The sequence below is a fragment of the Kribbella sp. NPDC048837 genome, assembly GCF_055586945.1.
Genome location: NZ_JBVJHF010000002.1, coordinates 814,995 through 838,530 on the forward strand (window position 1 = coordinate 814,995; position 23,536 = coordinate 838,530).

At 67.9% G+C, this 23,536-nt stretch carries 29 protein-coding genes; 17 read left to right on the forward strand and 12 right to left on the reverse strand.

From position 1 onward, the window contains the following. Positions 1-72: 72 nt before the first annotated feature. Positions 73-699 (forward strand): flavin reductase family protein, encoded by a 627-nt coding sequence (locus ACZ6O0_RS11830; RefSeq protein ID WP_465764821.1) that lies wholly within the window; start codon positions 73-75, stop codon positions 697-699. Here the strand turns inward: ACZ6O0_RS11830 and ACZ6O0_RS11835 are convergent. The 3 genes from ACZ6O0_RS11835 to ACZ6O0_RS11845 all read right to left on the reverse strand — a co-directional run bounded on the left by ACZ6O0_RS11835 (position 677) and on the right by ACZ6O0_RS11845 (position 3,981). Further along, the gene (locus tag ACZ6O0_RS11835) at positions 677-1,492 is read right to left on the reverse strand and encodes an IS630 family transposase (RefSeq protein WP_465764822.1); all 816 of its coding nucleotides are present in this window, start codon (positions 1,490-1,492) and stop codon (positions 677-679) included. The genes ACZ6O0_RS11830 and ACZ6O0_RS11835 overlap by 23 nt on opposite strands. A gap of 174 nt (positions 1,493-1,666) precedes the next feature. Continuing rightward, on the reverse strand, positions 1,667-2,431 hold the full coding sequence (locus ACZ6O0_RS11840; RefSeq protein ID WP_465764823.1) for a hypothetical protein: 765 nt from the start codon (positions 2,429-2,431) through the stop codon (positions 1,667-1,669). Between the two features lie 551 nt (positions 2,432-2,982). Further along, positions 2,983-3,981: a hypothetical protein gene (locus ACZ6O0_RS11845; protein WP_465764824.1), complete on the reverse strand. Its 999-nt coding sequence runs from the start codon at positions 3,979-3,981 to the stop codon at positions 2,983-2,985. A gap of 195 nt (positions 3,982-4,176) precedes the next feature. Between ACZ6O0_RS11845 and ACZ6O0_RS11850 the strand changes: the two genes are divergently transcribed. After that, positions 4,177-4,776, forward strand: a complete 600-nt coding sequence (locus ACZ6O0_RS11850; protein ID WP_465764825.1) for an acyl-CoA thioesterase — start codon at positions 4,177-4,179, stop codon at positions 4,774-4,776. Then, positions 4,773-5,435 carry a potassium channel family protein gene (locus ACZ6O0_RS11855; protein WP_465764826.1) on the forward strand — a complete coding sequence of 221 codons (663 nt, stop codon included), beginning with the start codon at positions 4,773-4,775 and terminating at the stop codon, positions 5,433-5,435. The genes ACZ6O0_RS11850 and ACZ6O0_RS11855 overlap by 4 nt, the downstream gene beginning before the upstream one ends. Here ACZ6O0_RS11855 and ACZ6O0_RS11860 read toward each other — a convergent pair. Then, a complete protein-coding gene (locus ACZ6O0_RS11860; RefSeq protein WP_465764827.1) occupies positions 5,432-6,052 on the reverse strand; it encodes a TetR/AcrR family transcriptional regulator in 621 nt (206 codons plus the stop codon). The two genes, ACZ6O0_RS11855 and ACZ6O0_RS11860, sit on opposite strands and share 4 nt — an antisense overlap. 39 nt (positions 6,053-6,091) lie before the next feature. Between ACZ6O0_RS11860 and ACZ6O0_RS11865 the strand changes: the two genes are divergently transcribed. The 9 genes from ACZ6O0_RS11865 (at position 6,092) to ACZ6O0_RS11905 (ending at position 12,572) form a co-directional block, all read left to right on the forward strand. Next, positions 6,092-7,060, forward strand: a complete 969-nt coding sequence (locus ACZ6O0_RS11865) for a DMT family transporter (protein WP_465764828.1) — start codon at positions 6,092-6,094, stop codon at positions 7,058-7,060. Beyond that, a complete protein-coding gene (locus tag ACZ6O0_RS11870; RefSeq protein WP_465764829.1) occupies positions 7,044-7,457 on the forward strand; it encodes a MarR family winged helix-turn-helix transcriptional regulator in 414 nt (137 codons plus the stop codon). The genes ACZ6O0_RS11865 and ACZ6O0_RS11870 overlap by 17 nt, the downstream gene beginning before the upstream one ends. Position 7,458: 1 nt before the next feature. Beyond that, positions 7,459-8,691 carry a glycoside hydrolase family 3 N-terminal domain-containing protein gene (locus tag ACZ6O0_RS11875; RefSeq protein ID WP_465764830.1) on the forward strand — a complete coding sequence of 411 codons (1,233 nt, stop codon included), beginning with the start codon at positions 7,459-7,461 and terminating at the stop codon, positions 8,689-8,691. Then, positions 8,688-9,023: a YidH family protein gene (locus ACZ6O0_RS11880; protein ID WP_465764831.1), complete on the forward strand. Its 336-nt coding sequence runs from the start codon at positions 8,688-8,690 to the stop codon at positions 9,021-9,023. Before ACZ6O0_RS11875 ends, ACZ6O0_RS11880 begins: the two co-directional genes overlap by 4 nt. Next, positions 9,020-9,328 carry a DUF202 domain-containing protein gene (locus ACZ6O0_RS11885; RefSeq protein WP_465764832.1) on the forward strand — a complete coding sequence of 103 codons (309 nt, stop codon included), beginning with the start codon at positions 9,020-9,022 and terminating at the stop codon, positions 9,326-9,328. The genes ACZ6O0_RS11880 and ACZ6O0_RS11885 overlap by 4 nt, the downstream gene beginning before the upstream one ends. A gap of 140 nt (positions 9,329-9,468) precedes the next feature. Beyond that, entirely contained in the window at positions 9,469-10,101 is a 633-nt protein-coding gene (locus tag ACZ6O0_RS11890) for a DUF47 domain-containing protein (protein WP_465764833.1), read from the forward strand. A gap of 2 nt (positions 10,102-10,103) precedes the next feature. Beyond that, positions 10,104-11,102, forward strand: a complete 999-nt coding sequence (locus ACZ6O0_RS11895) for an inorganic phosphate transporter (protein ID WP_465764834.1) — start codon at positions 10,104-10,106, stop codon at positions 11,100-11,102. A gap of 89 nt (positions 11,103-11,191) precedes the next feature. After that, positions 11,192-12,325 (forward strand): inorganic phosphate transporter, encoded by a 1,134-nt coding sequence (locus ACZ6O0_RS11900; RefSeq protein ID WP_465764835.1) that lies wholly within the window; start codon positions 11,192-11,194, stop codon positions 12,323-12,325. Between the two features lie 13 nt (positions 12,326-12,338). Then, entirely contained in the window at positions 12,339-12,572 is a 234-nt protein-coding gene (locus tag ACZ6O0_RS11905; RefSeq protein WP_465764836.1) for a hypothetical protein, read from the forward strand. 1 nt (position 12,573) lies between these two features. On the opposite strand, the gene ACZ6O0_RS11910 is transcribed toward ACZ6O0_RS11905, so the two are convergent. Then, on the reverse strand, positions 12,574-13,056 hold the full coding sequence (locus ACZ6O0_RS11910) for a hypothetical protein (RefSeq protein WP_465764837.1): 483 nt from the start codon (positions 13,054-13,056) through the stop codon (positions 12,574-12,576). 184 nt (positions 13,057-13,240) lie between these two features. Next, a complete protein-coding gene (locus tag ACZ6O0_RS11915; protein WP_465764838.1) occupies positions 13,241-13,987 on the reverse strand; it encodes a lysophospholipid acyltransferase family protein in 747 nt (248 codons plus the stop codon). Between the two features lie 149 nt (positions 13,988-14,136). Here ACZ6O0_RS11915 and thiC point away from each other — a divergent pair, with 149 nt between their 5' ends. The 3 genes from thiC (at position 14,137) to ACZ6O0_RS11930 (ending at position 17,067) form a co-directional block, all read left to right on the forward strand. Next, positions 14,137-15,684 (forward strand): phosphomethylpyrimidine synthase ThiC, encoded by a 1,548-nt coding sequence (gene thiC, locus ACZ6O0_RS11920; RefSeq protein WP_465764839.1) that lies wholly within the window; start codon positions 14,137-14,139, stop codon positions 15,682-15,684. A gap of 274 nt (positions 15,685-15,958) precedes the next feature. Continuing rightward, the gene (locus tag ACZ6O0_RS11925; RefSeq protein ID WP_465764840.1) at positions 15,959-16,516 is read left to right on the forward strand and encodes a transposase; all 558 of its coding nucleotides are present in this window, start codon (positions 15,959-15,961) and stop codon (positions 16,514-16,516) included. After that, on the forward strand, positions 16,513-17,067 hold the full coding sequence (locus ACZ6O0_RS11930; RefSeq protein ID WP_465764841.1) for a hypothetical protein: 555 nt from the start codon (positions 16,513-16,515) through the stop codon (positions 17,065-17,067). Before ACZ6O0_RS11925 ends, ACZ6O0_RS11930 begins: the two co-directional genes overlap by 4 nt. 3 nt (positions 17,068-17,070) lie before the next feature. On the opposite strand, the gene ACZ6O0_RS11935 is transcribed toward ACZ6O0_RS11930, so the two are convergent. After that, on the reverse strand, positions 17,071-17,658 hold the full coding sequence (locus ACZ6O0_RS11935; RefSeq protein WP_465764842.1) for an RDD family protein: 588 nt from the start codon (positions 17,656-17,658) through the stop codon (positions 17,071-17,073). A gap of 74 nt (positions 17,659-17,732) precedes the next feature. Then, positions 17,733-18,485 carry an RDD family protein gene (locus ACZ6O0_RS11940; protein WP_465764843.1) on the reverse strand — a complete coding sequence of 251 codons (753 nt, stop codon included), beginning with the start codon at positions 18,483-18,485 and terminating at the stop codon, positions 17,733-17,735. A gap of 103 nt (positions 18,486-18,588) precedes the next feature. Here ACZ6O0_RS11940 and ACZ6O0_RS11945 point away from each other — a divergent pair, with 103 nt between their 5' ends. Then, entirely contained in the window at positions 18,589-19,029 is a 441-nt protein-coding gene (locus tag ACZ6O0_RS11945) for a DUF2752 domain-containing protein (protein ID WP_465764844.1), read from the forward strand. Between the two features lie 53 nt (positions 19,030-19,082). Here the strand turns inward: ACZ6O0_RS11945 and ACZ6O0_RS11950 are convergent, their stop codons facing one another. Further along, entirely contained in the window at positions 19,083-19,739 is a 657-nt protein-coding gene (locus tag ACZ6O0_RS11950; protein WP_465764845.1) for a hypothetical protein, read from the reverse strand. A 103-nt stretch (positions 19,740-19,842) separates the two neighbouring features. Here ACZ6O0_RS11950 and ACZ6O0_RS11955 point away from each other — a divergent pair, with 103 nt between their 5' ends. Then, on the forward strand, positions 19,843-20,418 hold the full coding sequence (locus tag ACZ6O0_RS11955) for a hypothetical protein (protein WP_465764846.1): 576 nt from the start codon (positions 19,843-19,845) through the stop codon (positions 20,416-20,418). Positions 20,419-20,497: 79 nt separating this feature from the next. Here the strand turns inward: ACZ6O0_RS11955 and pstB are convergent, their stop codons facing one another. Genes pstB through pstC form a run of 3 tightly spaced genes read right to left on the reverse strand, consistent with a single transcriptional unit; the run spans position 20,498 to position 23,269 of the window. Beyond that, on the reverse strand, positions 20,498-21,274 hold the full coding sequence (gene pstB / locus ACZ6O0_RS11960) for a phosphate ABC transporter ATP-binding protein PstB (protein ID WP_465764847.1): 777 nt from the start codon (positions 21,272-21,274) through the stop codon (positions 20,498-20,500). A 22-nt stretch (positions 21,275-21,296) separates the two neighbouring features. Next, positions 21,297-22,217, reverse strand: coding sequence for a phosphate ABC transporter permease PstA (pstA, locus tag ACZ6O0_RS11965; RefSeq protein ID WP_465764848.1), 921 nt, complete (start codon positions 22,215-22,217; stop codon positions 21,297-21,299). Continuing rightward, a complete protein-coding gene (gene pstC, locus ACZ6O0_RS11970) occupies positions 22,214-23,269 on the reverse strand; it encodes a phosphate ABC transporter permease subunit PstC (RefSeq protein ID WP_465765592.1) in 1,056 nt (351 codons plus the stop codon). The genes pstA and pstC overlap by 4 nt, the downstream gene beginning before the upstream one ends. Positions 23,270-23,536: the final 267 nt, after the last annotated feature.

The window sequence follows — 23,536 nt, forward strand, 5'->3', positions numbered from 1 at the left end:
TCTCGACGATTCGCCTGCTCGATCGTCATGCCGGGGTACGGCGGCGTCCACCGGATTTGATGTACTGCGAACGTGCGTATCGACGTGGATCCGGATGCCGTCAGCCGCCGAGAGTTCTACGCCCTGATGAACTCGATCGTGGTTCCCCGCCCGATCGCCTGGGTCTCGAGCCACTCACCCGACGGCGTACTGAACCTCGCCCCCCACTCGTTCTTCACCGTGTCCTGCGTACAACCGCCGATGGTCCAGTTCACCTCCGTCGGCCGCAAAGACAGCCTGAACAACGTCGAAGCCACCCGCGAGTTCGTAGTCAACTTCGCCGCAGAACCCCTCTACGAACAGATCAACGCCTCAGCCACCAACTTCCCACCCGAGATCTCCGAGTTCGAAGCAGTAGGCGTACACCCCGAGCCCTCCCGAACCATCGCCGTACCCCGCGTAGCGGAATCCCCGGTAGCCATCGAATGCACCCTCCACACCACCCTCGAACTAGGCGACAGCACCGTAGTAATCGGCCGGGTCCGCCACCTGGCCATCGACCCCGCAGTCATGGTCGAAGACCACCCAGAAATCCAACGCCTCCGCCCCCTGGCCCGCCTAGGCAAAGACGAGTGGTCCACCCTCGGCGAAGTCCGCACCATCACCAGAATCCGCCACTCCAACTGGCCCGAGCACTTCAAACCCCCACAACCAGACTGACGGACGAGGACCGGCAGACGATGGCCGATGCCGCGGCGGCCGGGCTGTCCCGTCGGCAGGCAGGCAGGCCGCCGCGGGTCGGGTTCGGCCTGGCACGGAGGGCCGCCGTCGCCGCAGGTGGCCGGCGGTAGTGCTGGGCGATCACCGACCCGCTGCCGATGTCGAACGCGGCGAAGAAGCTGGTGGTGCCGTGCCGCACGTAATCGTGGGTCATCCGCGCCGGGGTGGTCGGCAGGATCGGCAGGATCGGCGCTGTGCGGTCGATCGCCTGCATCTGGCTTGTCTCGTCGACCGCGAGCACCAGCGTGTTCTCCGGCGGGCTCAGGTAGAGGCCGGCCACGTCGCGCACCTTGTCCACGAACAACGGACCCGTCGACAACTTCCACGTCTCGACCGCGTGCGGCTTCAACCCGAACGCCCGCCGGATCCGCGAGATCGCCGACTGCGACATGCCAGTGCTCGCGGCCATCGAGCGAGTCGACCAGTGCGTATCCTCGCCCGGTGTGGACTCCAGCGTCTTGGTGATCACCTGCTCGATCTGATCGTCGGTGATCGTGCGCGGCCGACCGGGACGCGGCTCATCCGGCAACCCATCCGGCCGACCGGACAGAAACCGCAAACGCCACTTCGGCTCCGTCGCTCGCGACACATCGAGCTGCTCGGCAACCGCACCGATCGTGCTGCCATCCTCAGCACACCGCAACACGATCCGAGCCCGCGACGCCAACGCCTGCGACGTTTTCCGCCGCGCCCAGCCGGCCAGCACCGACCGCTCCTCGTCGGATAACACCACAGGATCAACCTTCGGACTCGGCGCCGCCGCGGTCTACCGAGTGGAAACGACTTTCCGACTCACGACACCGTGCATCAAGACGTACAGAATGCCGGCCGCCAGACATGTGGCGATCATCGCCAGCCACAGGTACGTCGGGTTGGTGACCAGTGCCCCATGTTTCAGTCCCCTCGATTACTCGCCGTTGGCTCGGTCGTCGGCGGGGGTCGGAGTCCACCGGAAGTAGACCGAATCGGCGAACGTGTAGGGCACCTTGCCGCGGGACTGGATCACGGTCGAGGTGCCGCTCGCCTGACCCACGGCGTACAGGTAGCCGGCCTTGGTGTCCTTGTCGATGCCGAGCAGGAGCGTGCCGTACGCGCCGCACTTCGTCGAGACGAGGTGCTCGAAGCCCTGCCAGGTACGGCTTCGGACCTGCTTCACCACCGGCTTCATCGGCGACGACACGGGGATGCGGATGGTGTAGAGCGCGCCGCCGCGGGTGTTCGCCAGGAAGGTGTCGTACGTCGGGGTGTTGCTGATCAGAGTCATCGTCTTGACCGCCGAGAATCCCGGGTACGACCCGGCGCTGCGCCAGACTCCGTTGCGGATGGACCAGCGGAACAGCACGCCGTCGTTGCGCAGCGCGTAGGCGTTCCGTCGGCCCGTACCGTTCAGGGTCTCGTAGGACGAGGTCTCCAGGAAGGTGAACCTCCCCCAGCCACCACCGATCCGCGTCAACAGGCGTGTGTCTGGGTCGATTTCTCCGCCGACCGCGGGCAAGTAGGAGCTCCAGTAGACCGCGTCTCCGATCACGACGTACCCATAGTTGTCGAAATGCGTGGCGTTCGGATCTAGCACTGTACGGGCGCTGAGGCGGACCTGCCCGGGCATGAACACCCCGTCCGTCACCCACTGGTTCGGCACATTGGGCGGAGTCGTCGCGGTCAGGTCGGACATCGTATGCGCCCCCGCACCTGTCACGGACCCGAGCCAGATCTCGCACGCTACGGCGGCTGCCCGCTGCGCGGTGTTCTCTGTCACTGCCCCCTGCGCGGCAGTCGACGTGAGCGCCGCGGCCGCCAGCGCAGTACCACCTACCAAAGCCACAATCCGTCGCTTCATAGCTTTCGTCCCTCCGAGCCTGTGGTCTCCTCCACTCAGCTTGATACCGGCCAGGCCCGGAAAGTTACGTGCCGACTTCGTCCAGTTGGCGAAGCTCGTCCGCACCGAGCTCGACGCGAACACGCAACCGTCCGAAGGTTGGTGCCGACCACACCGGCCACGGTCCAGCTGCGCACGCTGTGCCGGACCGGGGCGATGTCCATCCCGCCGGCTGGCAGCGGCCAGCCAGCTGGACGCGCTGTTGACAGCGCACTGGCCGGGGCCGTGGGGGGTGTTCGACCGCCTGGACAGTCCGATCGGGTTAGCGTTCTTGGACCGCTATCCCACTCCGAACTCGGCCTCGAGACTCATTACTGCCCGGGGCGTCGGCGTGGGGGTCGGGCGGGCTAATGCGGGGGTGGCTGGAGCTCTTGGGTGGCTAGGAAGTCGGTCAGGGATGCGAGTTCAGGGGAGAGGCGGAGTGGGGTGTTGTCGGGGGCGGTGGTGGTGGCTGGGTGCCAGGTGAAGGGGGAGGGATGGGAGGGGGAGTTGTCGTTGGGGGCGCTGGCGGTTGGGAGGACTAGGTGGACTTCGGGGGATAGCGGGGCGGGGTCGTGGGTGTGGGAGCGGGCGGTGAGGTTTATGAGGAGGCCTAGGGCTGGGATGACGGAGAGGTTTTGGATTACGTGGATCAGGAGGAGGTCTCGGGCGGGGAGGGCTACCAGGAGGCCGTGGAGTGGTGGGGATTCGAGGTGGAGGGAGTCGTGGAGGACGGTGTCGAGGACGAGGGCTCGGGAGGCGGCGAAGGTGGTGCCGGTGATGAAGGCCACGCGGATGTCGTCGTGATCGACGTACTCGACGTGGTCGGTGAGGTTGCGGAGGTTGGTCAGGCCGAAGTGTTCTGCGGTCTGCCAGGTGAGGCCGAAGTCGGTTGGGTCGAGGTGCATGGTGACTTTGTCGTCGGTGGCGGTGGCGGGGACGGAGATCAGGCCGGGGACGAAGTCGGGGCGGGTTGTTGTCCAGTCGGCGGGGAGTGCGTGGCGGGGGACCAGGCGCTGGATCAGTTCGCGTTCGGGGTCGGTGGGTGGGGCGGGTGGGCCGTTGCGGAGGTGGTGCAGGAGTCGGGTGAAGTGTTCGTTGACCAGGACCGGCCATTCGTGTTCTTCGTATCTGGACAGGGATCGGGCGAGGTTGGTGAGGCCGAGGATCGGGCCGGGGGACGTTGGTGCGGTGGGGACGAGCGCGGCGCCGCCCTTGTAGGCGACGTCCAGGCCGAGTTCGGTGGCGGTGGTCAGGCAGAGGGTTACCAGCCGGGTGGCTTGGTTGCGGGAGAGGGGAGTCAGGACCGGGTCGGGCCGGTCGGAGTGGTTGCCGTGGGCATGTTCGGTGAAGCTGTGGATGGTCATGGGCCACCTCCTCGCCAGAGAAAGTACGAGGATCGGCACCCGTCGAAGCCCGCGATTTCGAACCTGTGGACAACCGCGTCAGGCGGGCGGATCGGCAGGCGCGCCGGTCGATCGTGCGGGCTTGGTGGGAGCGGGTTGGGGTACCTGGCGGGATAGTCTGCGCAGGGCCTGAGCCGGTTCGTTGAAGGGGTGTTTATGTCCAGTAGTCCGTTGTCGCGGCCGACTTCTGAGACTCGGTTGTCGTTGTCGCACATCACTGCGCAGAACGAGACGAATCTGCTGGGGACTGTGCATGGTGGCGTGATCATGACGTTGGTGGACTCGGTTGCCGGGGTGGTTGCGGCTCGGCATTCGGGTGGTGCGGCGGTGACGGCTTCGATGGACGAGATGGTGTTCCTGGTGCCGGTTCGGGTGGGGGATGTTGTGCACTTCAGTGGGCAGGTGAACTGGACCGGGCGGAGTTCGATGGAGGTCGGCGTACGGATCACGGCTGATCGGTGGGACTCGGTGGGGCCGCAGGTTCATGTGGCTTCGGCGTACTTGGTGTTTGTCGCGGTGGATGCGGAGGGGAAGCCGCGGCAGGTGCCGCAGGTTGTTCCGCAGACGGATGAGGAGCGGCGGCGGTTGCGCGAGGCTGAGATCCGCCGGAGCCATCGGTTGGCGCGGCGCGCGGCGATCATCGCCTCCCGCGAAGAAGCAGCACGCGAGGAAGCAGCACACAAGGAAGAGGAAGCAGCACAGAAGGAAGCAGCACACGAGGAAGGTGACCAAGGCGCGGGGGAGGACAGATCGTGAGCGTGTTCGGGAGTGCCCGGCGGCATCCCTCGGCCGTTCTGCTGGTGGTGCAGCTGCTGGGGGTGCTGGTGTACCCGGCGATGGAAGGCTCCCGCGGCGGCCGCGTCGCGTTCGAGATTCTCGGGATCGTGGTGCTCGTACTCGCGGTCTTCTCGGTGCGGGCCACACCAGGGCTCACCTGGGTGAGCATCTGCCTCGGGATTCCGGCGGTGACGTTGTCGCTGGTCGACGCGTTCCACCCGACCGAGCCGGTGGTGGCGATCTCCGGAGCTCTCCACGCCGCGTTCTACTTCTACGCGGCGTACAGCCTGCTCCGCTACATGCTGTCCGACCACGATGTGAGTGCCGACGAGCTCTACGCCACCGGCGCGACCTTCACCTTGGTGGCTTGGGGTTTCGCCTACCTGTTCGTCTTCGTGCAGGCCCTGGTCCCCAACAGCTTCACCGCGGCTGTTGACTCAGGCAACGATCGCACGTGGATGGAGCTGCTGTTCCTGAGCTTCACCACGCTCTCCAGCACCGGCCTGAGCGACATCGTTCCCATCACCTCGTGGGGGCGGTCGGTGGTCATGCTCGAGCAGCTGGCAGGTCTCGGGTACGTCGCCATGGTCGTGTCCCGCCTCGTCGGTCTGACCATCACCCGACGCAGCAACACCTAGACCCGCGGCCACCCGGCCAGGAGATCGGCCGCCGCTCGCGCGGCCACTTCGGGCGCATGCGTCATGGCAGCGACGCGATAGCTGACCAGTGCGCCCTCGTGCAGCAACAGCAACCGGTCGGCGAGCTCGTCCGGGTCGGCGAGGCCGGCCAGCGTCGCCTGTGCCTTGAACTCCGACCGCATCCACTGCTTCTGACCGACGATCACCGGCATCGCCGGATGGTCCGGCGCCGCCAGCTCCACGCTCGCGTTGATGAACCCGCACCCGTTCCGCGAGCCCGCGAGCCAATCCGTCAGCGCGGCGAACAGCGCGAGGATCACCTCTTCCGGAGTCCCCGGCCGGCGCGCGGCCAGTTGCTCGTCGAGGAACGCGTGCCACTCACGGTTCCGCCGTTCGAGGTACGCCGCGATCAGGCGATCCTTCGACCCGAACCGGTCGTACAGCGTCTTCTTCGTCACGTCGGCCTCGTGCGCGATCGTGTCCACGCCGACCGCCCGGATCCCCTGCTCGTAGAACAGCGTCGACGCCGCCGTCAGGATGCGCTCCCCGGCGGGCGTCAGCGGGATCGCCGCGGAGACTCCGCGATCGACCAGCAGTCTCATCTGGTGGTCCAGCATACTGACAGTATACCGACCGGTGTGGTTACTGTCGTCCCCATGACCAGTCAGCAGGCCAAAGCTGTGGCCGCCGGAGCCGGGTTCGTCGTGTTCTGGAGCTGCGGATTCATCGGCGCCCGGTGGGGCACGCAGTACACCACCGCTTTCGACCTGCTGGCCTGGCGCTTCCTCCTCGCCGGTGCGCTGGCGACGATCGTCCTGCTGATCCGGCGGCCGCGGATCACCCGCAGAGACTTGGTGACGCAGGTGTGGATGGCGGTCCTTACCCAGTTCGTCTACCTGGGGCTGATCTTCACCGGTATCGACCATGGCATCTCGGCCGGAGTCACGGCACTGATCGGCTCACTCCAACCGCTTCTGATCGCCACAGTGGCCGGCCCACTGCTCGGCGAACGCGTCAACCAACGTCAATGGATCGGACTGGTCCTGGGCGTCGCCGGAGTCGGTCTTGTCGTCGCCGACGACCTCAACGCCGGTCATGGCTCAGCGCTGCTCTTCCTGGTGCCGCTCGGCGGTCTGCTCGGCTTGGTGATCGGCACCTGCCTGGATCGGTACCGGAAGCCCACCACCAACTCCCTTGACGCACTGGCGGTGCAGAGCGTCGTCTCGGCCGTTCTGTTCACCGGACTGGCTGCCTCGACACACCAATTCACTGTGCCGGACGCCCCAGGCTTCTACGGCGCCGTCGTCTGGCTGGTGCTCCTGGCAACAGGCGGTGGCTGGGGTCTGTACCTGGTCAACCTCAAGCTGTCCGGCGCCACCCGCATCAGTTCACTGCTGTACCTGGTTCCCCCGACGACGATGCTCTTCGCCTACCTGCTGTTCGGCGAGACCATCGGGGCGCTGGCGGTGATCGGCATGCTGGTGTGTGCCATCGCCGTAGTGCTGATCCGCGTCCGCGAACAAGTACGCTGCGGGGATGGCGGAACCCCGGTGGCTGGACCAGAAAGAAGCACAGGCCTGGCGCGCGTTCATCGCGGCGCAGCGAGTAGTGAACAGCCGCATTGAGCAGCAGCTGCAACGTGACGCCGGAATCCCGCACACCTACTACGAAATCCTGGTCCGGCTCTCCGAAGCACCGGACGGCCGGCTCCGGATGAGTGAGCTCGCGGTCGCGACCCTCGGCTCGCGCAGCCGGTTGTCGCACGCGGTGAACCGGCTCGAGCAGAACGGCTGGGTCCGGCGCGAGGGCATCGAGTCCGACCGCCGCGGGCAGGTCGCGATCCTCACCGATCTGGGCCGGGAGAAGCTCGTGGAGACCGCGCCCGGCCACGTCGAGGAGGTGCGCAAGTCGATCTTCGACGCACTGACCGAAGAGCAGGTCGAGAACCTGTACGACGTCTGCGCAACGCTGGCCCGGCACTCCGGTGACACCGTCGACCGCGCCGCCTGGGAGCGTCGCTGACATGAGTCGACCGGTCGCGCTGCTCGCGTTGACAGCTCTCGTCCTCGCAGGCTGCAGCGACAGCCAGTCCCCGCCGACAGCCGGGCCGAGCACCGTGCCGTCATCCTCGGTACCACTACCGACGACCCAGCCGCCCACGACCGAGCCGCCGAGCACCACCCCCACCAACACGCCGACACCGACGGCAACTCCGGCGAGCTGCGTCGACCAGAAGCTCCAGGCCCTCACCCTCCGGGAGCAAGCGGCCCAGCTGATCATGACCGGCATCAGCGCGAACGGCATGACCTCGGCCCAGCGTCCCATCGTCCAAGAGGAGAAGCCCGGTGGCCTTCTCCTGCTCGGCACAGGCGGCAGCCTCTCCCATACGCGTACGGCGATGGCCGCGGCAAGCACCGCGGCCACGGTGAAGGGCGTCCGCCCACTGGTCGCCGCGGACCAGGAGGGCGGTCAGATCCAGCGGCTGAAAGGCCCCGGGTTCGACCGCATCCCCGCTGCGACTGTCCAGGGCACCTGGTCGTCCGACAAGCTGACCGCCCGCGCGAAGGAGTGGGGCGCCCAGCTCAAGCAGGCCAACGTCAACGTGAACCTCGCGCCCGTCGCTGACGTCGTACCGAGCTCGCTGAAGTCTCAGAACGCGCCGATCGGCAGTCTGGACCGGGAGTACGGCAACACGCCGGAAGAGGTCGGCCCGCCGGTGCAGGCGTTCGTCGCGGGGATGAAGCAGGCCGGTGTGATGACCTCGGTCAAGCACTTCCCCGGACTGGGCCGGGTGCGTGGCAACACTGACTTCTCCTCCGGTGTGGTGGACAACGTCACCGTTCGTGGGGACGCCGACCTGCAGCCGTTCGCCGACGGGATCGAGGCGGGCACCTCCATGGTGATGATCTCCACCGTCACGTACACCAAGATCGATCCCGACAACCGTGCGGTGTTCTCGCCCACTGTCATTCAAGGCATGGTCCGGGGTGATCTGGGCTGGAGCGGCGTGGTGATCACCGACGACGTCGGGGCGGCCGCCGAGGTCGCCTCGGTGCCGGCCGGACAGCGGGCGACCCGGTTCGTCGCGGCGGGTGGCGACATCGTGATCAACGCCAAAGCCGCGCTGACCGACACCATGGTGAACGCACTGGTCGTCAAAGCCCAGCAGGACAAGGCCTTCGCCGCGAAGCTGACCAGTAGCGTCAAGCGTGTGCTGACGCTGAAGCAGGACCACGGCCTGGTGAGCTGCGGATGACGGAAGAGCAAGAGCCCGACTACCGCTTCACTCTGGCGAACGAACGGACCTATCTGGCCTACCTGCGGACCTCACTGGCCTGCTTCGCGGGCGGTCTGTCCGCCGTACAGTTCCTCGATCTCGGTCCGGATCGCTGGCCGGCCCGGATCATCGGTGTGGTCCTGGTCACCATCGGCATCATCACGACCGCCGGCGCCTTCCGCCGCTGGCAGCAGAACCTGATCGCGATGCGCCGCGGCGGCCCACTCCCGGTGACCCGGCTGCCCTTGGTGCTCGGGGCAACGATCGCCGTGGTCGGCCTGATCGGCCTGCTCTTCTCACTGTGGCGATGAGCACACCGGATCCCGGGCTCCAGCCGGAGCGGACCCTGCTCGCGTGGCGCCGTACCGCGCTGGGCCTGATCGCCAACGGCATCCTGCTGATTGCTTCCGGCCACGGTTCGTCGGACGTCCGCACCGGCCTCGGCATCGTCGTACTGACGCTCGCCCTGGGCTGCTGGGCGGCGGTGAGCGCGGTGTACCGCCGTACGAACGGCTCGAAGGTCCACGCTCTCGGCCACGAGCGGGTGCTCCGGGTCGCCGCCGGTCTGGTGCTGATCGTGGGGCTCTTCGACCTGTACGCCGTGATCACCCGATGAAACCGATCGGTCACCCACTGTCCGTGTCGACGTGAGCTTGTTCATGCCGACGCGCTACGTTGACCAGGGCGGATGCCACGTCAACGGGTTGTTCCCCCTAGCATGTTCACGGTTTGTCCCTCGTTCATCCGGAGCTTGAAGTGCCGTTACGTCTGCGTCCGAACGACCCGACGTTCTACGACCTTTTCACTGAATCCGCCAACCACCTTGTGGACGGATCCCGGATCCTGGCCGAGCTGCTCGGCAGTACGGCGGGAACCGGACTCTCCTCGAGTCACCAGATCGCCGCCGAGATGAAGGACGCGGAACACGCGGCCGACGAGACCACCCACTCGATCATCCGCCGGGTCAACTCCACCTTCGTCACCCCGTTCGACCGCGAGGACATCTACCGACTGGCCTCTGTTCTCGACGACGTGATGGATTTCATGGAGGAGGCGGTCGACGCCGTCCACCTGTTCAACCTGGAGAAGCTGCCGGAGGAGATCGCCGAGCAGATCGAGGTGCTCCAGCGGATGGCGCAGCTGACCGCCGAGACGATGCCCCGGCTGCGCACGATGAAGGACCTGGCCGAGTACTGGATCGAGATCAACCGGCTGGAGAACACCGGCGACGCGGTGCACCGCCGGCTCATCGCCAAGCTCTTCAGCGGCGAGTTCGAGGCCCTCACCGTGATGAAGGTCAAGACCGTGGTCGATCTGCTGGAGGCCGCGATCGACGCGTTCGAGCACGTCGCCCACACGGTCGAGCAGATCGCCGTCAAGGAGAGCTGAGCGTGGAGCTCACGCTCGTCATCGTCCTGGTCGTCATCGCCCTCGTCTTCGACTACACCAACGGCTTCCACGACGCCGCCAACGCGATCGCGACCTCGGTCTCGACCCGGGCGCTCACGCCGCGGGTGGCGCTGGCGATGGCCGCGGTCTGCAACTTCCTCGGCGCGCTGGCCGGCACCGAGGTGGCCGAGACGGTCGGCAAGGGCATCATCAGCGCCCCGAGCGGCGTGCACGGCCTGGTGATCGTGATCGCGGCCCTGATCGGCGCGATCACCTGGAACATGATCACCTGGTACTTCGGCCTGCCCAGCTCCTCGTCGCATGCGCTGATCGGCGGGCTGATCGGCGCCGGGGTCGCCTCGTCGAGCATCGTGCTGTGGACAGGCATCCTCGACAAGGTCGTCATCCCGATGGTGCTGTCTCCCGCGGTCGGCTTCTTCGGCGCGTTCGCGCTGATGATCGCGATTCTGTGGACGTTCCGGCGCAGCAACCCCGCCAGGACCACCCGCGGATTCCGGATGTCGCAGTCGCTGTCGGCGGCGGCGGTGGCGCTCGGGCACGGCCTGCAGGACGCGCAGAAGACGATGGGCGTCATCTTCCTCGCGCTGCTCACCGCCGGCTACGTCGACGCGGGCGACGGCATCCCGCTGTGGGTCAAGCTCTCCGCCGCAACGGCGATCTCGCTCGGCACGTACTCCGGCGGCTGGCGGATCATGCGCACCCTGGGCCGCCGGATCATCCACCTCGACCCGCCCCGCGGCTTCGCCGCCGAGGCGGTCGCCGCGACCGTGCTCTACGTGATGGCGATCGGTCTGCACGCACCGGTCTCGACGACGCAAACGATCACGTCGGCGGTGATCGGCGCCGGTGCGACCAAGCGGCTGTCGGCGGTCCGCTGGGGAGTCGCGAGGAGCATCGTCATCGCGTGGGTGCTGACCATTCCCGCGGCCGGCATCATCGCGGCGCTGATCTATTTCCTCGCCCACCTGATCCTGGAGTAACTCACCCGATCTGTTCATTTCGAATTCACTCACCAGGCCTACCGTCGACAGACGCTGTACATCGTCCGTCTAGGGGGGAAGTGATCGCGATGGACCTGTCCTTCCTTGTCGTCGTGGTGATCATCACCGCGTTGGTGTTCGACTTCACCAACGGTTTCCACGACACCGCCAACGCGATGGCGACGTCCATCGCCACCGGCGCGCTCAGACCCAAGGTCGCGGTCGCCTTGTCCGCGGTGCTCAACCTGGTCGGCGCGTTCCTGTCCACCGCGGTGGCCAAGACGATCTCCAGCGGCCTCGTCGACGACTCCAAGGTGACCGTGCCGATCATCTTCGGCGGCCTGGTCGGCGCGATCCTGTGGAACCTCATCACCTGGTACTTCGGCCTGCCGAGCTCCTCGTCGCACGCCCTGTTCGGCGGCCTGATCGGCGCCACCTGGATCGCGGCCGGCAGCAGCGCGGTGAACTTCGCCACGGTGGTGCAGAAGATCATCATCCCGGCGATCGCCGCGCCGATCGTGGCCGGTGCGGTCGCGCTCCTCGGGACCTTCCTGGCCTACAAGATCACCCAGCGGGCCCGGAAGAAGGCGGTCGACGACGGGTTCAAGACCGGGCAGATCGCGTCCGCCTCGCTGGTCTCGCTCGCTCACGGCACCGGTGACGCGCAGAAGACCATGGGCATCATCACGCTGGTGCTGATCACCTCGGGCAGCCTCGCACAGGGTTCGGCTCCGCCGGTCTGGGTGATCTTCGCAGCCGGTCTGGCGATCGCCCTGGGCACCTACTTCGGTGGCTGGCGGATCATCCGGACGATGGGCAAGGGCCTGACCGAGATCGAGTCACCGCAGGGGTTCACCGCCGAGACCAGCTCGGCCTCGGTGCTCCTCGCCTCGGCCCACCTGGGTTTCCCGCTGTCCACCACCCAGGTCTGCTCCGGCAGCATCCTCGGCGCCGGCCTCGGCAAGCGGCTCGCGCAGGTGCGCTGGACGGTTGCCCGGCGGATGGCGGTGGCCTGGCTGCTCACGCTCCCGGCCGCCGCTGTCGTCGGCGCGCTGTCCGGCCGGGTGGCCAGCTCCGGCAACTTCGGCGTCGTCATCGTCGCGGTCCTCGCGATCGTGGCCGGCGGTGGCATCTACGCCGCCTCCCGCCGCAGGCCGGTGACGGCGGAGAACGTCAACGAGTACCCGGGCTCCACCCCGGCCAAGACGACCGCGGCGGCCTGAGAGGAGTACGGCGATGCACATCGACTGGAGTGCACTCGGTCAGGTGGCCCTGGTGAGCCTGATCTTCGGGGTCGGCCTGGCGGTCCTGTTCGCGATCGGCGTGACCGCGATGTCGCGGCGGGCGGTGGCGCTCGACGAGAAGAAGCCGCCGTCGATCATCGACACGTCGATCGCCGGGCTCTGCTTCGCCGCGTGCCTGGCGGCGGTGCTCTACGGGCTCTACCTGATCATCCCGCAGTTCCACTGAGCTAGCGGTTCCAGCGCCGGACCGACTTCGCCACGTCCTTGGAGCGCACGGAGCCGAGGTTGTACTCCCATGCGGCCGCGAGCTTGTCGCCCAGGATGCTCGCGTCCAGATAGGTCCGCGGCCGCACCGCCACCGCCCAGGTGGCGGCGGCCGCGTGGCCCTGCTGGTGCAGCAGGTGGTCGACGGTCGCCTCGATCCGGCTCTGGTTCTCGCCTCTGAGGCCGTCGGCGGCCCAGCGCTGCAGGATCGCCGTGTCGTCGGACGTCATGCGGGCCAGGTAGGTCAGCGGACCGCGCCAGAAGCCGCGGCTGCCGATGCTGTCCAGGCTCTCCAGCGGGAACCAGCCGTTCTGGCAACGGCGCCCGTTCACCGCGGACTCGATCTCCCGGGCGCGGTCCGAGGACAGGCCCCGGATCGCCCACTCGACGAAGTATGTCCCCGCGTCCGGGATCTGGTCCGCGACGTGGGGCGCGGGTGTCAGCATCCCCGGTTCGAACAGATGGAGCTCTTCCGGTGAATCGAACAAAACCTTCCCCGCCCGCCTGAGTACCGCGGCCGCGCCTGCCGCTGCCCGGCCCGCCACACAGGGACCCCCCAGGTTCCTGCTCTGTCAACAACGAAAGCCTTCGTACCCTCGTTCAGGCCCGAGGGTCAAGTATTCGTCCGCGCTACTTGCGGCGAGCGTCCCGACGGGCGAGTTCCTCCTGATCCAGCCGCTCGGCCTGCTCCGGAGTCGGCGCGCCGCCGCCGTACGACGCCGGCAACCACCAGGCACCGGCCGGTTGCTCGGGGTAGGCGCGGATGGCCTGGTCGAGCATCCCGGCCATGGTCGAGCGAAGCTGCGTGGTGGCCTCGGCCGCGTCGTCGGCCCGGGTGACGGTCATCGGTGCGCCGACGGTGATCGCGATCGTGCGATGCCGGGAGAAGTCGCGCGGGTGGTCCTTGGTCATCATCCGCTGGGTGCCCCACAGGATCAGCGGAATGATCGGTACGCCGGCCGCCGCGGCCATCCGGACCGTGCCGGACTTGAACTCCTTGAGCTCGAACGACCGGCTGATCGTCGCCTCCGGGAACACGCCGACGACCTCGCCCTGACCGAGATACCGCAGGGCTTCGCGGTACGACGCCATCCCGGCCGCACGGTCGACCGGGATGTGGTGCATGCCGCGCATCAGGGGACCGGAGAACCGGTTGCGGAACAGCACCTCCTTGGCCATGAACCGGACGAGCCGTTTGCTCGGCACGGCGCCGTACCCGCCGAGGATGAAGTCGACGTAACTGATGTGGTTGAGCGCGATCACCGCGCCGCCGGTCCGCGGCACGTTCTCCGCCCCGGTCAGGTGGATCGTCAGGTCCAGCGCCTTGAAGGCGGTCTTCGCGAAGGCGATGACAGGCGGATACACGAGGTCTCGCATTCCTCGACGCTACAGCCTTCGTCTAGGGTGGCCGTCACAAGTAGAGATCGCGGGAGCTCGCACCGTAGTGGGCTGAGAGGGCGGCTGGATGATCCGGCGCCGCCGACCGCCGAACCTGTCCGGGTAATTCCGGCGTAGGGAGCAGCAAGGTGAATGTCAGCACGATTCGACCGACTGTCACCACCGGCCCGATCTCGGGGTCGGAGAAGATCTACCGCGGTGAGCTGGGCGTCCCGGCCCGCCGCGTCCACCTCACCAACGGCGAACACTTCGATCTGTACGACACCTCCGGGCCGTACACCGACGCTTCGGCTCAGATCGACGTACAAGCCGGTCTCCCCGCACTGCGGCGGGACTGGATCGCCGGGCGCGAGCCACGCACCCAGCTGGGGCACGCGCGCGCCGGGACGATCACCGACGAGATGAGGTACGTCGCCGTCCGGGAGGGCGTCGATCCCGAGTTCGTCCGGGCCGAGGTGGCCCGGGGCCGGGCCGTGATCCCGGCGAACCGGCGGCACCCGGAGAGCGAGCCGATGATCATCGGCAAGAAGTTCCTGGTGAAGGTGAACGCGAACATCGGCAACTCGGCCGTCACCAGCTCGGTCGAGGAGGAGGTCGAGAAGCTCGTCTGGGCGACCCGGTGGGGCGCGGACACGGTGATGGACCTGTCCACCGGCAAGAACATCCACGAGACCCGCGAGTGGATCCTGCGGAACTCGCCGGTGCCGATCGGGACGGTTCCGCTGTACCAGGCCCTCGAGAAGGTGAACGGCGATCCGGCGGACCTGTCGTGGGAGGTGTATCGCGAGACGGTGATCGAGCAGTGCGAGCAGGGTGTCGACTACATGACCGTGCACGCCGGCGTCCTGCTGCGGTACGTGCCGCTGACCGCGGAGCGGATCACCGGGATCGTGTCGCGGGGTGGTTCGATCATGGCCGCGTGGTGCCTGGCGCATCACCAGGAGTCCTTCCTGTACACGCATTTCGCGGAGCTGTGCGAGATCCTGCGGGAGTACGACGTGACGTTCTCCCTGGGCGACGGGCTGCGGCCGGGGTGCATCGCCGACGCGAACGACGAGGCGCAGTTCGCCGAGCTGCGGACGCTGGGCGAGCTGACGCGCATTGCCTGGGAACACGATGTGCAGGTGATGATCGAAGGCCCGGGGCACGTGCCGATGCACAAGATCGCCGAGAACGTGCGGCTCGAGGAGGAGCTCTGCGGCGAGGCGCCGTTCTACACTTTGGGGCCGTTGGCAACTGATGTGGCACCGGCGTACGACCACATCACGTCGGCGATCGGTGCGGCCCAGATCGGCTGGCTGGGGACGGCGATGCTCTGCTACGTCACGCCCAAGGAACACCTCGGGCTGCCGGATCGCGACGACGTGAAGACCGGGGTGATCACCTACAAGATCGCCGCCCACGCAGCCGATCTGGCGAAGGGACACCCGGGGGCGCAGGCCTGGGACGACACGTTGTCCAAGGCAAGGTTCGAGTTCCGCTGGGAGGATCAGTTCAACCTCTCGGTGGATCCGGACACGGCGCGCTCGTTCCACGACGAGACGCTGCCCGCCGAGCCGGCCAAGACCGCGCACTTCTGCTCGATGTGCGGCCCGAAGTTCTGCTCGATGCGGATCACCGCCGACATCCGCGCGTACGCCGAGGACCGGAAGCGGGTCCTCCCGCTCGTCGACTGACACGCTGTCCGGCCCGGAGTACGCCGTACTCCGGGCCGGAAGTGTGCTGACTCCGTGTGAACCCAGCGGGTGAGTCGAGATGCCGAACCGGCCGGATCCAGCGGAGAATTGAGGAATCGGTGGCCTGCGGAACGATCACTGGGAGTGACCGGGTGAACCGATTCAGGTTTTTTCCTTCACTCTACGTGAATAAGACTGTAGCCTTAAGGCGTTCGGAAGGAGGTGCAGGGCAATGGTCTTCGTTCTCACGGTAGATCAGCGCGGCAGCCGAAGCATGAGCGATCTCGTACCCGAGCTACTGAACTCCCTGAACCGCCGGCCGCGGCGGACCGGGTTGCTCCGCAAGTTCGAGCGGACCGCCGGCGACGAGGTGCAGGGTGTCCTCTCGGAGGCTCGCGCCACCATCGACGTGATCGTCGAGTTGATCCGCTCGGACACCTGGTACGTCGGACTCGGCGTCGGCGAGGTCATCCAGCCACTGCCCCGCAGCACCAGGGCGGGCAGCGGCGACGCGTTCGTTTTCGCGCGCGAGGCGGTGAACCGGGCCAAGTCGAGCCCTTACCACGTCAACGTGGTCGGCTCGGACGCGCGGTCCGCGGAGCGGGTGGAGACCGTGCTCTGGCTGATGGCGTCCGTACTGCGGCGTCGCAGCGACCGTGGCTGGGCAGTGGCCGACCTACTGGCCGAAGGACTCACCAGGCGGGAGATCGGCGTGAAGCTGGGGATCAGTCAGTCGGCGGTGACCCAGCGGGCGCAGGCCGCCGGGTTCGCCGAGGAACAGCGTGGACGGGTGCTGGCGGCCGAGTTGCTCGACGCTGGGGCCGCTGCGTGACGGCACTGATCCTGTCGTTGACCGCGGCCGGCCTGATCCTCGCCGTCCTGGCGTGGGTCCCGAAGGCCGGCTCCAGCCTCGAGATCGCGATCAGCGCCGTCATGCTGGCCTGTCTGATCGCAGTCGGTCTTCTGCTGCTCGCAGGCGACGGTGTGGACGGCTGGCGCGAGCGCTGGTGGAACGTACTGCTTCTGCTGTCCGGAGGACTGGCTGTCACCGGTGGCGGCCCACTCACGACGTCCGTGCTGGCTCTGGTCGACCGAGGGAACACACGAGCCCAGTCGACGCAGAAGGCCGGTGAGGTACTGCGTGGCGGCGCGCTGATCGGTTCACTCGAGCGAGCCGCCATCTTCGCCGCCCTGGTAGCCGGCTGGCCGGAGGGCATCGCCGTCGTACTGGCGATCAAAGGGCTGGCCCGGTACCCCGAGCTGCGCAGCCCGGACCAACCGGCCTCGGTCACGCCGCAGGCGGTCGCCGAGCGCTTCATCATCGGCACGTTCACCAGTGTGCTGTGGGCCGTGACCTGCGCCGGGTTCCTGCTGTCCCACTAGGGGTCAGAGCCGGATGACGATGTCGTTGACGACCTTGTCGTGCCAGGTCTGCTGCTTGTCGTCCCACAGCGGCCAGATCACGTTCAGGATGCAGAGCTGGTTGAAGATCTGGGCGCAGATCTCACGGCCCAGGTTCGAGCCCATGCCGATCAGCTGACCGGTCTGGGCGTGCACGACCCGCAGGCCGGTCAGCTTCTTCCCGAACGACTGGCCGGTCCGGCCCTGCCGGATCAGCCGGTTCCAGACCCAGACCACGAACCCTACGGCGAAGCCGGTCACCATCGCGATGCCGCCGGCGGGACCGAGCTCGTCCTGGTCGCCGTCGATGACCAGGGCCACGATCACGCCGGCGATCGGCGGGATCGAGATGATCAGCGAGTCGAGGATCGAGGCGCCGACGCGGATCGGCCACCCGGCCAGCTGGCCGGGCGGCGCGTAGCCGTAACCGCCCTGTCCTTGGCTGCCCACTCCGTAGGGGTTGTATCCCTGCGGCTGGAACTGACCGGGCTGGGCCGGTGCGTACTGCGGCTGGTACTGCCCCGGCTGTCCGGGTGGGAACTGCGGCTGACCGTCGTACGGAGGGGTGGTCACCTGCCGGTCCTTTCTAGGGCGCGGACGCCGCGGCCTGGACAGGCCGCGGCGTCCGGGGAGATCGCGGTACCGCGTCAGAGCTTGACGACGTAGGTGTTGTTGATCTTGTCCGCGAACGTCTGGCGCTTCTCGTCCCACAGCGGCCACAGGTAGCCGATGTAGCAGGCGAGGCCGTCGAGGATGTGGGTGAGCTGACGCAGGAACGCCTTGCCCGCTCCGATCGGCTGGCCGGTGTCCGCGCCGACCAGCTTCAGGCCGAGGAGCTGCTTGCCCACGGTCTGGCCGGTGCTGCCCTGACGGATGAAGACGTTCCAGATCGCCAGACCGATGCCGGCCAGGTAGAACAGCAGCGCCAGGATGGCGAGGGCCGAGCTGTTGCCGCTGGCGAGCGCACCCGCGATGCCGTACGGCACGCCGATGATCAGGCCGTCGATAAGCGCACCGCCGACCCGGTTCGGCCAGGCCGCCAGGTTGCCGGGGATCGCGCCGAAGCCACCCGGCTGGCCGTAGCCCGGCGGGTAACCCGGCTGACCGTAGGGCTGGCCGTAGCCCGGCTGCTGCCCGTACTGACTGGGCTGACCCGGCTGCGCTTGACCGTACTGACCGTACTGACCGGGCTGCTGCGCGTACTGCGCCGGCTGCTGCTGGCCGTACCCGGGCTGCTGCCCGTAGCCAGGCTGCTGCTGGCCGCCATAGCCGGGCTGCTGCTGCTGCTGCCCGTACTGACCCGGCTGCTGGGGCTGACCGTACTGACCAGGACGGCCGTACTGACCCGGCTGCTGTGGGTCCTGCGGGCCGTAACCCGGCGGTGGCGTCGGAGTGCTCACGACGGTCCTTTCTCCTGATTGCTGTCGAGGGGAATTGCAGGCTAGTCGTCGGACGGCTCAGTCCGGCCGACGGATCCCCCGTGACGAGAGTTACCGTTGTCGGGTGAGCCTTTCGCTGAGCGTCGTACTCCGGCCGACCGGGCCGGTGCAGCCACTGGACCGGCGCGTGTGGGGCCTGACCGCCGTCGGAGTGGGCGGCTTCGGACTGGCAGCGGTCTATCAGCTGTCCGGCGGGCACATCGGCATTCCGTGCATCCTGCACGCGACCACCGGGCTGAACTGCCCGCTGTGTGGATCGACCAGGATGGCGGCCGCCCTGCTCCGCGGCGATCTGGACGCCGCGTGGCACTTCAACCCGGTGGTGCTGGTCCTCGGCCCGCTCGTCGGTGTTGCCGTCGGCTACCAGTTGCTTGCCTGGTCGCTCGAATCGCTCCGGCTGATCCGGCTGCCGCGGCTGACGATGAGCCCGCGGACCGCGGACTGGCTGCTCAAGGGCGTGATCGCCCTGCTCATCGTGTACGGCGTCGCCCGCAACCTGAACTGAATCGTCGCCGGTGCCTGTTCGCGGCACCGGCGACGATCACTGCGGGTCGTGACTCAGTAGTTGCCGATCACTCCGGTGAAGTAGCCGAGCACGCTCAGCACCAGCGAGACGATGCCGCCGATCCAGGCGACCTTGGCCAGCGTGTCCGACCGGCCCTGCTCGCGGAACTTGCCCTGGGCAATCAGGCCGAGAGCGATCGAGGCCGGGCTGCAGCAGAACCAGCAGACGATGCCGATGATCGACAGCACCTGCGGGGTGTTGTTCTGCGGGACCGCGCCGTATCCGTAGCCACCGGGCTGGCCGCCGTACTGACCGTAGGCGCCGGGCTGCTGCCCGTACTGACCCGGCTGCTGCCCGTACTGCTGTCCGTACTGGCCGGGCTGCTGGGGTTGCCCGTACTGGCCGGGCTGTCCGTACTGCCCTGGCTGCTGCTGGCCGTACTGGCCGGGTTGGCCCGGGTATCCACCCTGGTTGTAGGGATCAGGCTGCTGCTGACCGTAGCCAGGCTGCTGGCCGTAACCGGGCTGCTGCCCGTACTGGCCCGGCTGACCGTACTGACCGGGCTGCTGCCCGTACGGGTCCGGCTGCTCCTGCCCCGGCTGGCCCGGCTGACCGTACTGACTCGGCGGCTGCTGCCCCGGGGTCTCGGGGGTGTCCTGCGGCCGGTTCGGGTCGTTCTGATCGTCGCCCGGAGGCGTCGGAGTGCTCACCGCGGTCCCTTCTGAGAACGTCGAGGAATCCCCGAAGGCTATCTTTTCCACAGGTTCTCGGTCACGCACCCTCGCCGGATGCCGAACGCCTAGGGTTGGGCGGGTGACCGAATCCCCTCACTCTCCGCCCGATTCCCGCCCCGAGAGTCCGGAGCCGACCCGGCATCTCCCGGTGCAGTACGAGGCCGCACCGGCGCCCCAGCCCGGGCCGTACGTGCCACCGCCCGGCCAGTTCGCCTCCACCCAGTTCGCGCCGCCGCCCGGGCCGTACCAGCCGCCGGTCGGCGGGCCGCACCAGCAGCCGCAATCGCTGCCCCTGCAGGCGTTGCCGACCGGACCGGTGCTGGTCACGGTCGGCGACATCTCGGTCGAGCAATTCCGGATCGTCACCCCGGCCGGCGTGCTGCCGACCCAGGGGACGAACTGGTCGGCGATGGACATGTCGCGGAGCGAGGAGAAGATCCCCGCCTGGGCGATCATCCTGGCGATCGTCTTCGCGCTGGCCTGCCTGCTCGGGCTGCTCTTCCTGCTCTGCAAGGAGCGCAGGACGACCGGCTTCGTCCAGATCACCGTGCAGAACGGCAACCGCACCCACAACACCCACGTCGGCGTCAGCTCACCGCGTGATGTCGCCGACACGCTGGCCCGGGTCAACTTCGCCCGGACCCTCTGTGTCTGAAGGGGTTTCCGCCCCCTGACGAGACCGGCCGCCGCGACCAACGGGTCACGGCGGCCGGCGGAGTTCGTCGTACTGCGGATCAGCCGAAGCGGCCGGTGATGTAGTCCTCGGTCGCCTTCTCGGTCGGGTTGGAGAAGATCTGCTTGGTCGGGCCCATCTCGATCAGCCGGCCCGGCTTGCCGGTCGCGGCCAGGTTGAAGAACGCGGTCTGGTCCGAGACCCGCGCCGCCTGCTGCATGTTGTGCGTGACGATGACGACGGTGAACTTGTCCTTCAGCTTCTCGATCAGGTCCTCGATCGCCAGCGTGGAGATCGGGTCCAGGGCCGAGCACGGCTCGTCCATCAGGATCACCTCGGGCTCGACCGCGATCGCCCGGGCGATGCACAGCCGCTGCTGCTGACCACCGGACAGACCCGCGCCGGGCTTGTCCAGCCGGTCCTTGACCTCGGTCCACAGGTTCGCGCCCTGCAGGGACCTCTCGACCACCTCGGTGAGCTTCTTCCTGTCCTTGACGCCGTTCAGCCGCAGCCCGGCCGCGACGTTGTCGAAGATCGACATGGTCGGGAACGGGTTCGGCCGCTGGAACACCATGCCGACGACCCGCCGGACCGCCACCGGGTCGACCCCGGTCGCGTACAGGTCCTGCTGGTCCAGCATCACCTTGCCCTCGACCCGGGCACCCGCGATCACCTCGTGCATCCGGTTCAGGGTGCGCAGGTAGGTGGACTTGCCGCAGCCGGACGGCCCGATGAACGCGGTGACCGAGCGGGGCTCGATCGTCATCGACACATCCTCGACCGCCTTGAAATCGCCGTAGTAGACGTTGAGGCCGCTGACCTCGATGCGCTTCGCCATATCGACTCAGTACCTCTCGTGACTATTTCGACTTGATGGCGCTGAACCGGGCGATCAGCCGGGCCAGCAGGTTGAGTGCCAGAACGATGAGAATCAGCGTCAGGGCGGCTGCCCAGACCCGGTCGTTGGCGGCCGGCAGGGCCATGTCGCCACGATCGTTGTTGATCATGGTCGGCAGTGCGCCCATGAACCCGGAGAACGGGTTGTAGTTGATCACCTTCGAGTAGCCGACCAGGATCAGCAGCGGCGCGGTCTCGCCGATCACCCGGGCCAGGCCGAGCATGATGCCGGTGACGATGCCGCCGAACGCGGTCGGGACGACGACCTTGAGGATCGTCTTCCACTTCGGCACCCCGAGCGCGTACGACGCTTCCCGGAGTTCGTCCGGGACCAGCTTGAGCATCTCCTCGGTGGACCGCAGGATGACCGGCATCATCAGCAGGACCAGCGCCAGCGACACCGCGAAGCCGATCCGGTTGAAGCCCAGGATGGTGATCCAGACCGCGTAGATGAACAGCGCGGCGACGATCGACGGCACACCGGTGAGGATGTCGACCATGAAGCTGACCGCGCGGGCCGCGCGGCTGCCCTTGCCGTACTCGATCAGGTAGACCGCGCCGAGCACCCCGAGCGGTACGGCGATGACCGCGGTGATCGCGGCCATGATCAGGCTGCCGACGATCGCGTGGTACGCGCCGCCACCCTCGCGGCGCGAGGTGATGCCGCGCTGCGACTGCGACCACCAGTTGGCGTCCAGCAGCAGGTGGTACCCCTTCGAGACCACCGTCCACAGGATCCAGGCCAGCGGGATCAGCGCGATCAGGAAGCACAGCGTGATCAGCACGGTGGCGATCGTGTTCCGGGCGGCGCGGGCGCCGGACTTGCCGGTCAGATCGAGGACCTTGCCGTCATAGTCCGGACGGTTCGCGGCGAGCGTGCTCATGCGGTCGCTCCTTTGCTGGCGACGGACTTCGGCCGGCGCGGGCGGCGGTTGGCGCTGGGGCCGGAGCGGGCCACGATCAGCCGCGCGGCCGAGTTGACGATGAAGGTGACGACGAACAGCACCAGACCGGCCGCGATGAAGGCGCCCGTCTTGGCCGGGGTGTCCAGCTCGGCCGCGCTGGAGGCGATCTTCGACGCGAACGTCTCACCACCGGCGAAGATCGACGGGTCCCACGGGGCGATCGGGTTCGGCTGGGACAGGATGATCATCACGGCCACCGTCTCGCCGAGCGCGCGGCCCAGACCGAGCATGGCCGCGCTGACGACACCGGAACGCCCGTACGGAAGGACGGCCATCCGGATCATCTCCCACTTGGTGGAGCCCAGGGCCAGGGCGCCCTCGCGGTGGGTGATCGGGGTCTGCGCGAAGATCTCCCGGCTGATCGCGGTGATCACCGGCAGGATCATGATGGCCAGCACCAGTCCGGCCGTGAAGACGGTGCCGCGGTCGGCGTTCGGGGCTTCCTTGAAGAGCGGGATCCAGCCCAGCACGTCGGAGATCGCGCCCGACACCGGCTGGATCACCGGCGCGAAGAAGACGATGCCCCACAGGCCGTAGATGATCGACGGCACCGCGGCGAGCAGATCCACCACGGAAGCCACCGGGCGGGCCAGCCGCGTCGGTGCGTAGTACGTGATGAACAGCGCGACGCCGATCGCGATCGGCACCGCCACCGCCATCGCGATGATCGAGCTGACCAGGGTGGTGTAGAAGAGCGCGGCGATGCCGAAGTTCGGGTGGTCGCCGCCGGGCAGCCAGGTCCGGGAGAAGAGGAAGTTGCCCTCGTTGTCGGCCAGTGCCGGGATCGCCAGCGCCAGCAGGAAGATGCCGACGAACGCGACGATCGCGACCACCAGGCCGCCGGAGCCGCGGGCCAGGCCCGCGAACAACCGGTCGCCGAGATGCCCGACCGGGCCGAGATCGACCTTGGCCTCAGCGTCGCCGGTCGTCCTGGCCGCGGCGGCCGCCGACTCAGGTCCGGTCTCGGTCATGGTCTCGGCGTCCTGGTGCTCGGCGGCCTCGTGCTCGGCGTGTTCCTCGGCCAGGCCGCCGAACCGTGGGGCCGGCCCGGAGGTCTCGTGGACGAGATCCTCGATCCGGGCTTCGTCCGTACTCGCGTCCCGGGCGCCCTCCGCGGCCACCTGGTCCGCGGTCGGGGTGCCGGCGGACGCCTGCTCCGGGGTCTCGGCCGCCGCCGGGTCGGCGGCTGCGCCGTCCGGCCGGTCGGGCGGTTCCGTGCCGTCTGGACTACTCATCGA

Excerpts from the sequence above, each read along its gene's own strand:
- ACZ6O0_RS11900 (WP_465764835.1), top strand. The coding sequence starts at position 11,192 with ATGGACCTGTCCTTCCTTGTCGTCGTGGTGATCATCACCGCGTTGGTG.
- ACZ6O0_RS11875 (WP_465764830.1), top strand. The coding sequence starts at position 7,459 with ATGAGTCGACCGGTCGCGCTGCTCGCGTTGACAGCTCTCGTCCTCGCA.
- ACZ6O0_RS11880 (WP_465764831.1), top strand. The coding sequence starts at position 8,688 with ATGACGGAAGAGCAAGAGCCCGACTACCGCTTCACTCTGGCGAACGAA.
- ACZ6O0_RS11925 (WP_465764840.1), top strand. The coding sequence starts at position 15,959 with ATGAGCGATCTCGTACCCGAGCTACTGAACTCCCTGAACCGCCGGCCG.
- ACZ6O0_RS11840 (WP_465764823.1), bottom strand. The coding sequence starts at position 2,431 with ATGTCCGACCTGACCGCGACGACTCCGCCCAATGTGCCGAACCAGTGG.
- ACZ6O0_RS11850 (WP_465764825.1), top strand. The coding sequence starts at position 4,177 with ATGTCCAGTAGTCCGTTGTCGCGGCCGACTTCTGAGACTCGGTTGTCG.
- ACZ6O0_RS11845 (WP_465764824.1), bottom strand. The coding sequence starts at position 3,981 with ATGACCATCCACAGCTTCACCGAACATGCCCACGGCAACCACTCCGAC.
- pstB (WP_465764847.1), bottom strand. The coding sequence starts at position 21,274 with ATGGCGAAGCGCATCGAGGTCAGCGGCCTCAACGTCTACTACGGCGAT.
- ACZ6O0_RS11905 (WP_465764836.1), top strand. The coding sequence starts at position 12,339 with ATGCACATCGACTGGAGTGCACTCGGTCAGGTGGCCCTGGTGAGCCTG.
- ACZ6O0_RS11860 (WP_465764827.1), bottom strand. The coding sequence starts at position 6,052 with ATGCTGGACCACCAGATGAGACTGCTGGTCGATCGCGGAGTCTCCGCG.
- ACZ6O0_RS11915 (WP_465764838.1), bottom strand. The coding sequence starts at position 13,987 with ATGCGAGACCTCGTGTATCCGCCTGTCATCGCCTTCGCGAAGACCGCC.
- ACZ6O0_RS11865 (WP_465764828.1), top strand. The coding sequence starts at position 6,092 with ATGACCAGTCAGCAGGCCAAAGCTGTGGCCGCCGGAGCCGGGTTCGTC.
- pstA (WP_465764848.1), bottom strand. The coding sequence starts at position 22,217 with ATGAGCACGCTCGCCGCGAACCGTCCGGACTATGACGGCAAGGTCCTC.
- ACZ6O0_RS11910 (WP_465764837.1), bottom strand. The coding sequence starts at position 13,056 with ATGCTGACACCCGCGCCCCACGTCGCGGACCAGATCCCGGACGCGGGG.
- ACZ6O0_RS11885 (WP_465764832.1), top strand. The coding sequence starts at position 9,020 with ATGAGCACACCGGATCCCGGGCTCCAGCCGGAGCGGACCCTGCTCGCG.
- pstC (WP_465765592.1), bottom strand. The coding sequence starts at position 23,269 with ATGACCGAGACCGGACCTGAGTCGGCGGCCGCCGCGGCCAGGACGACC.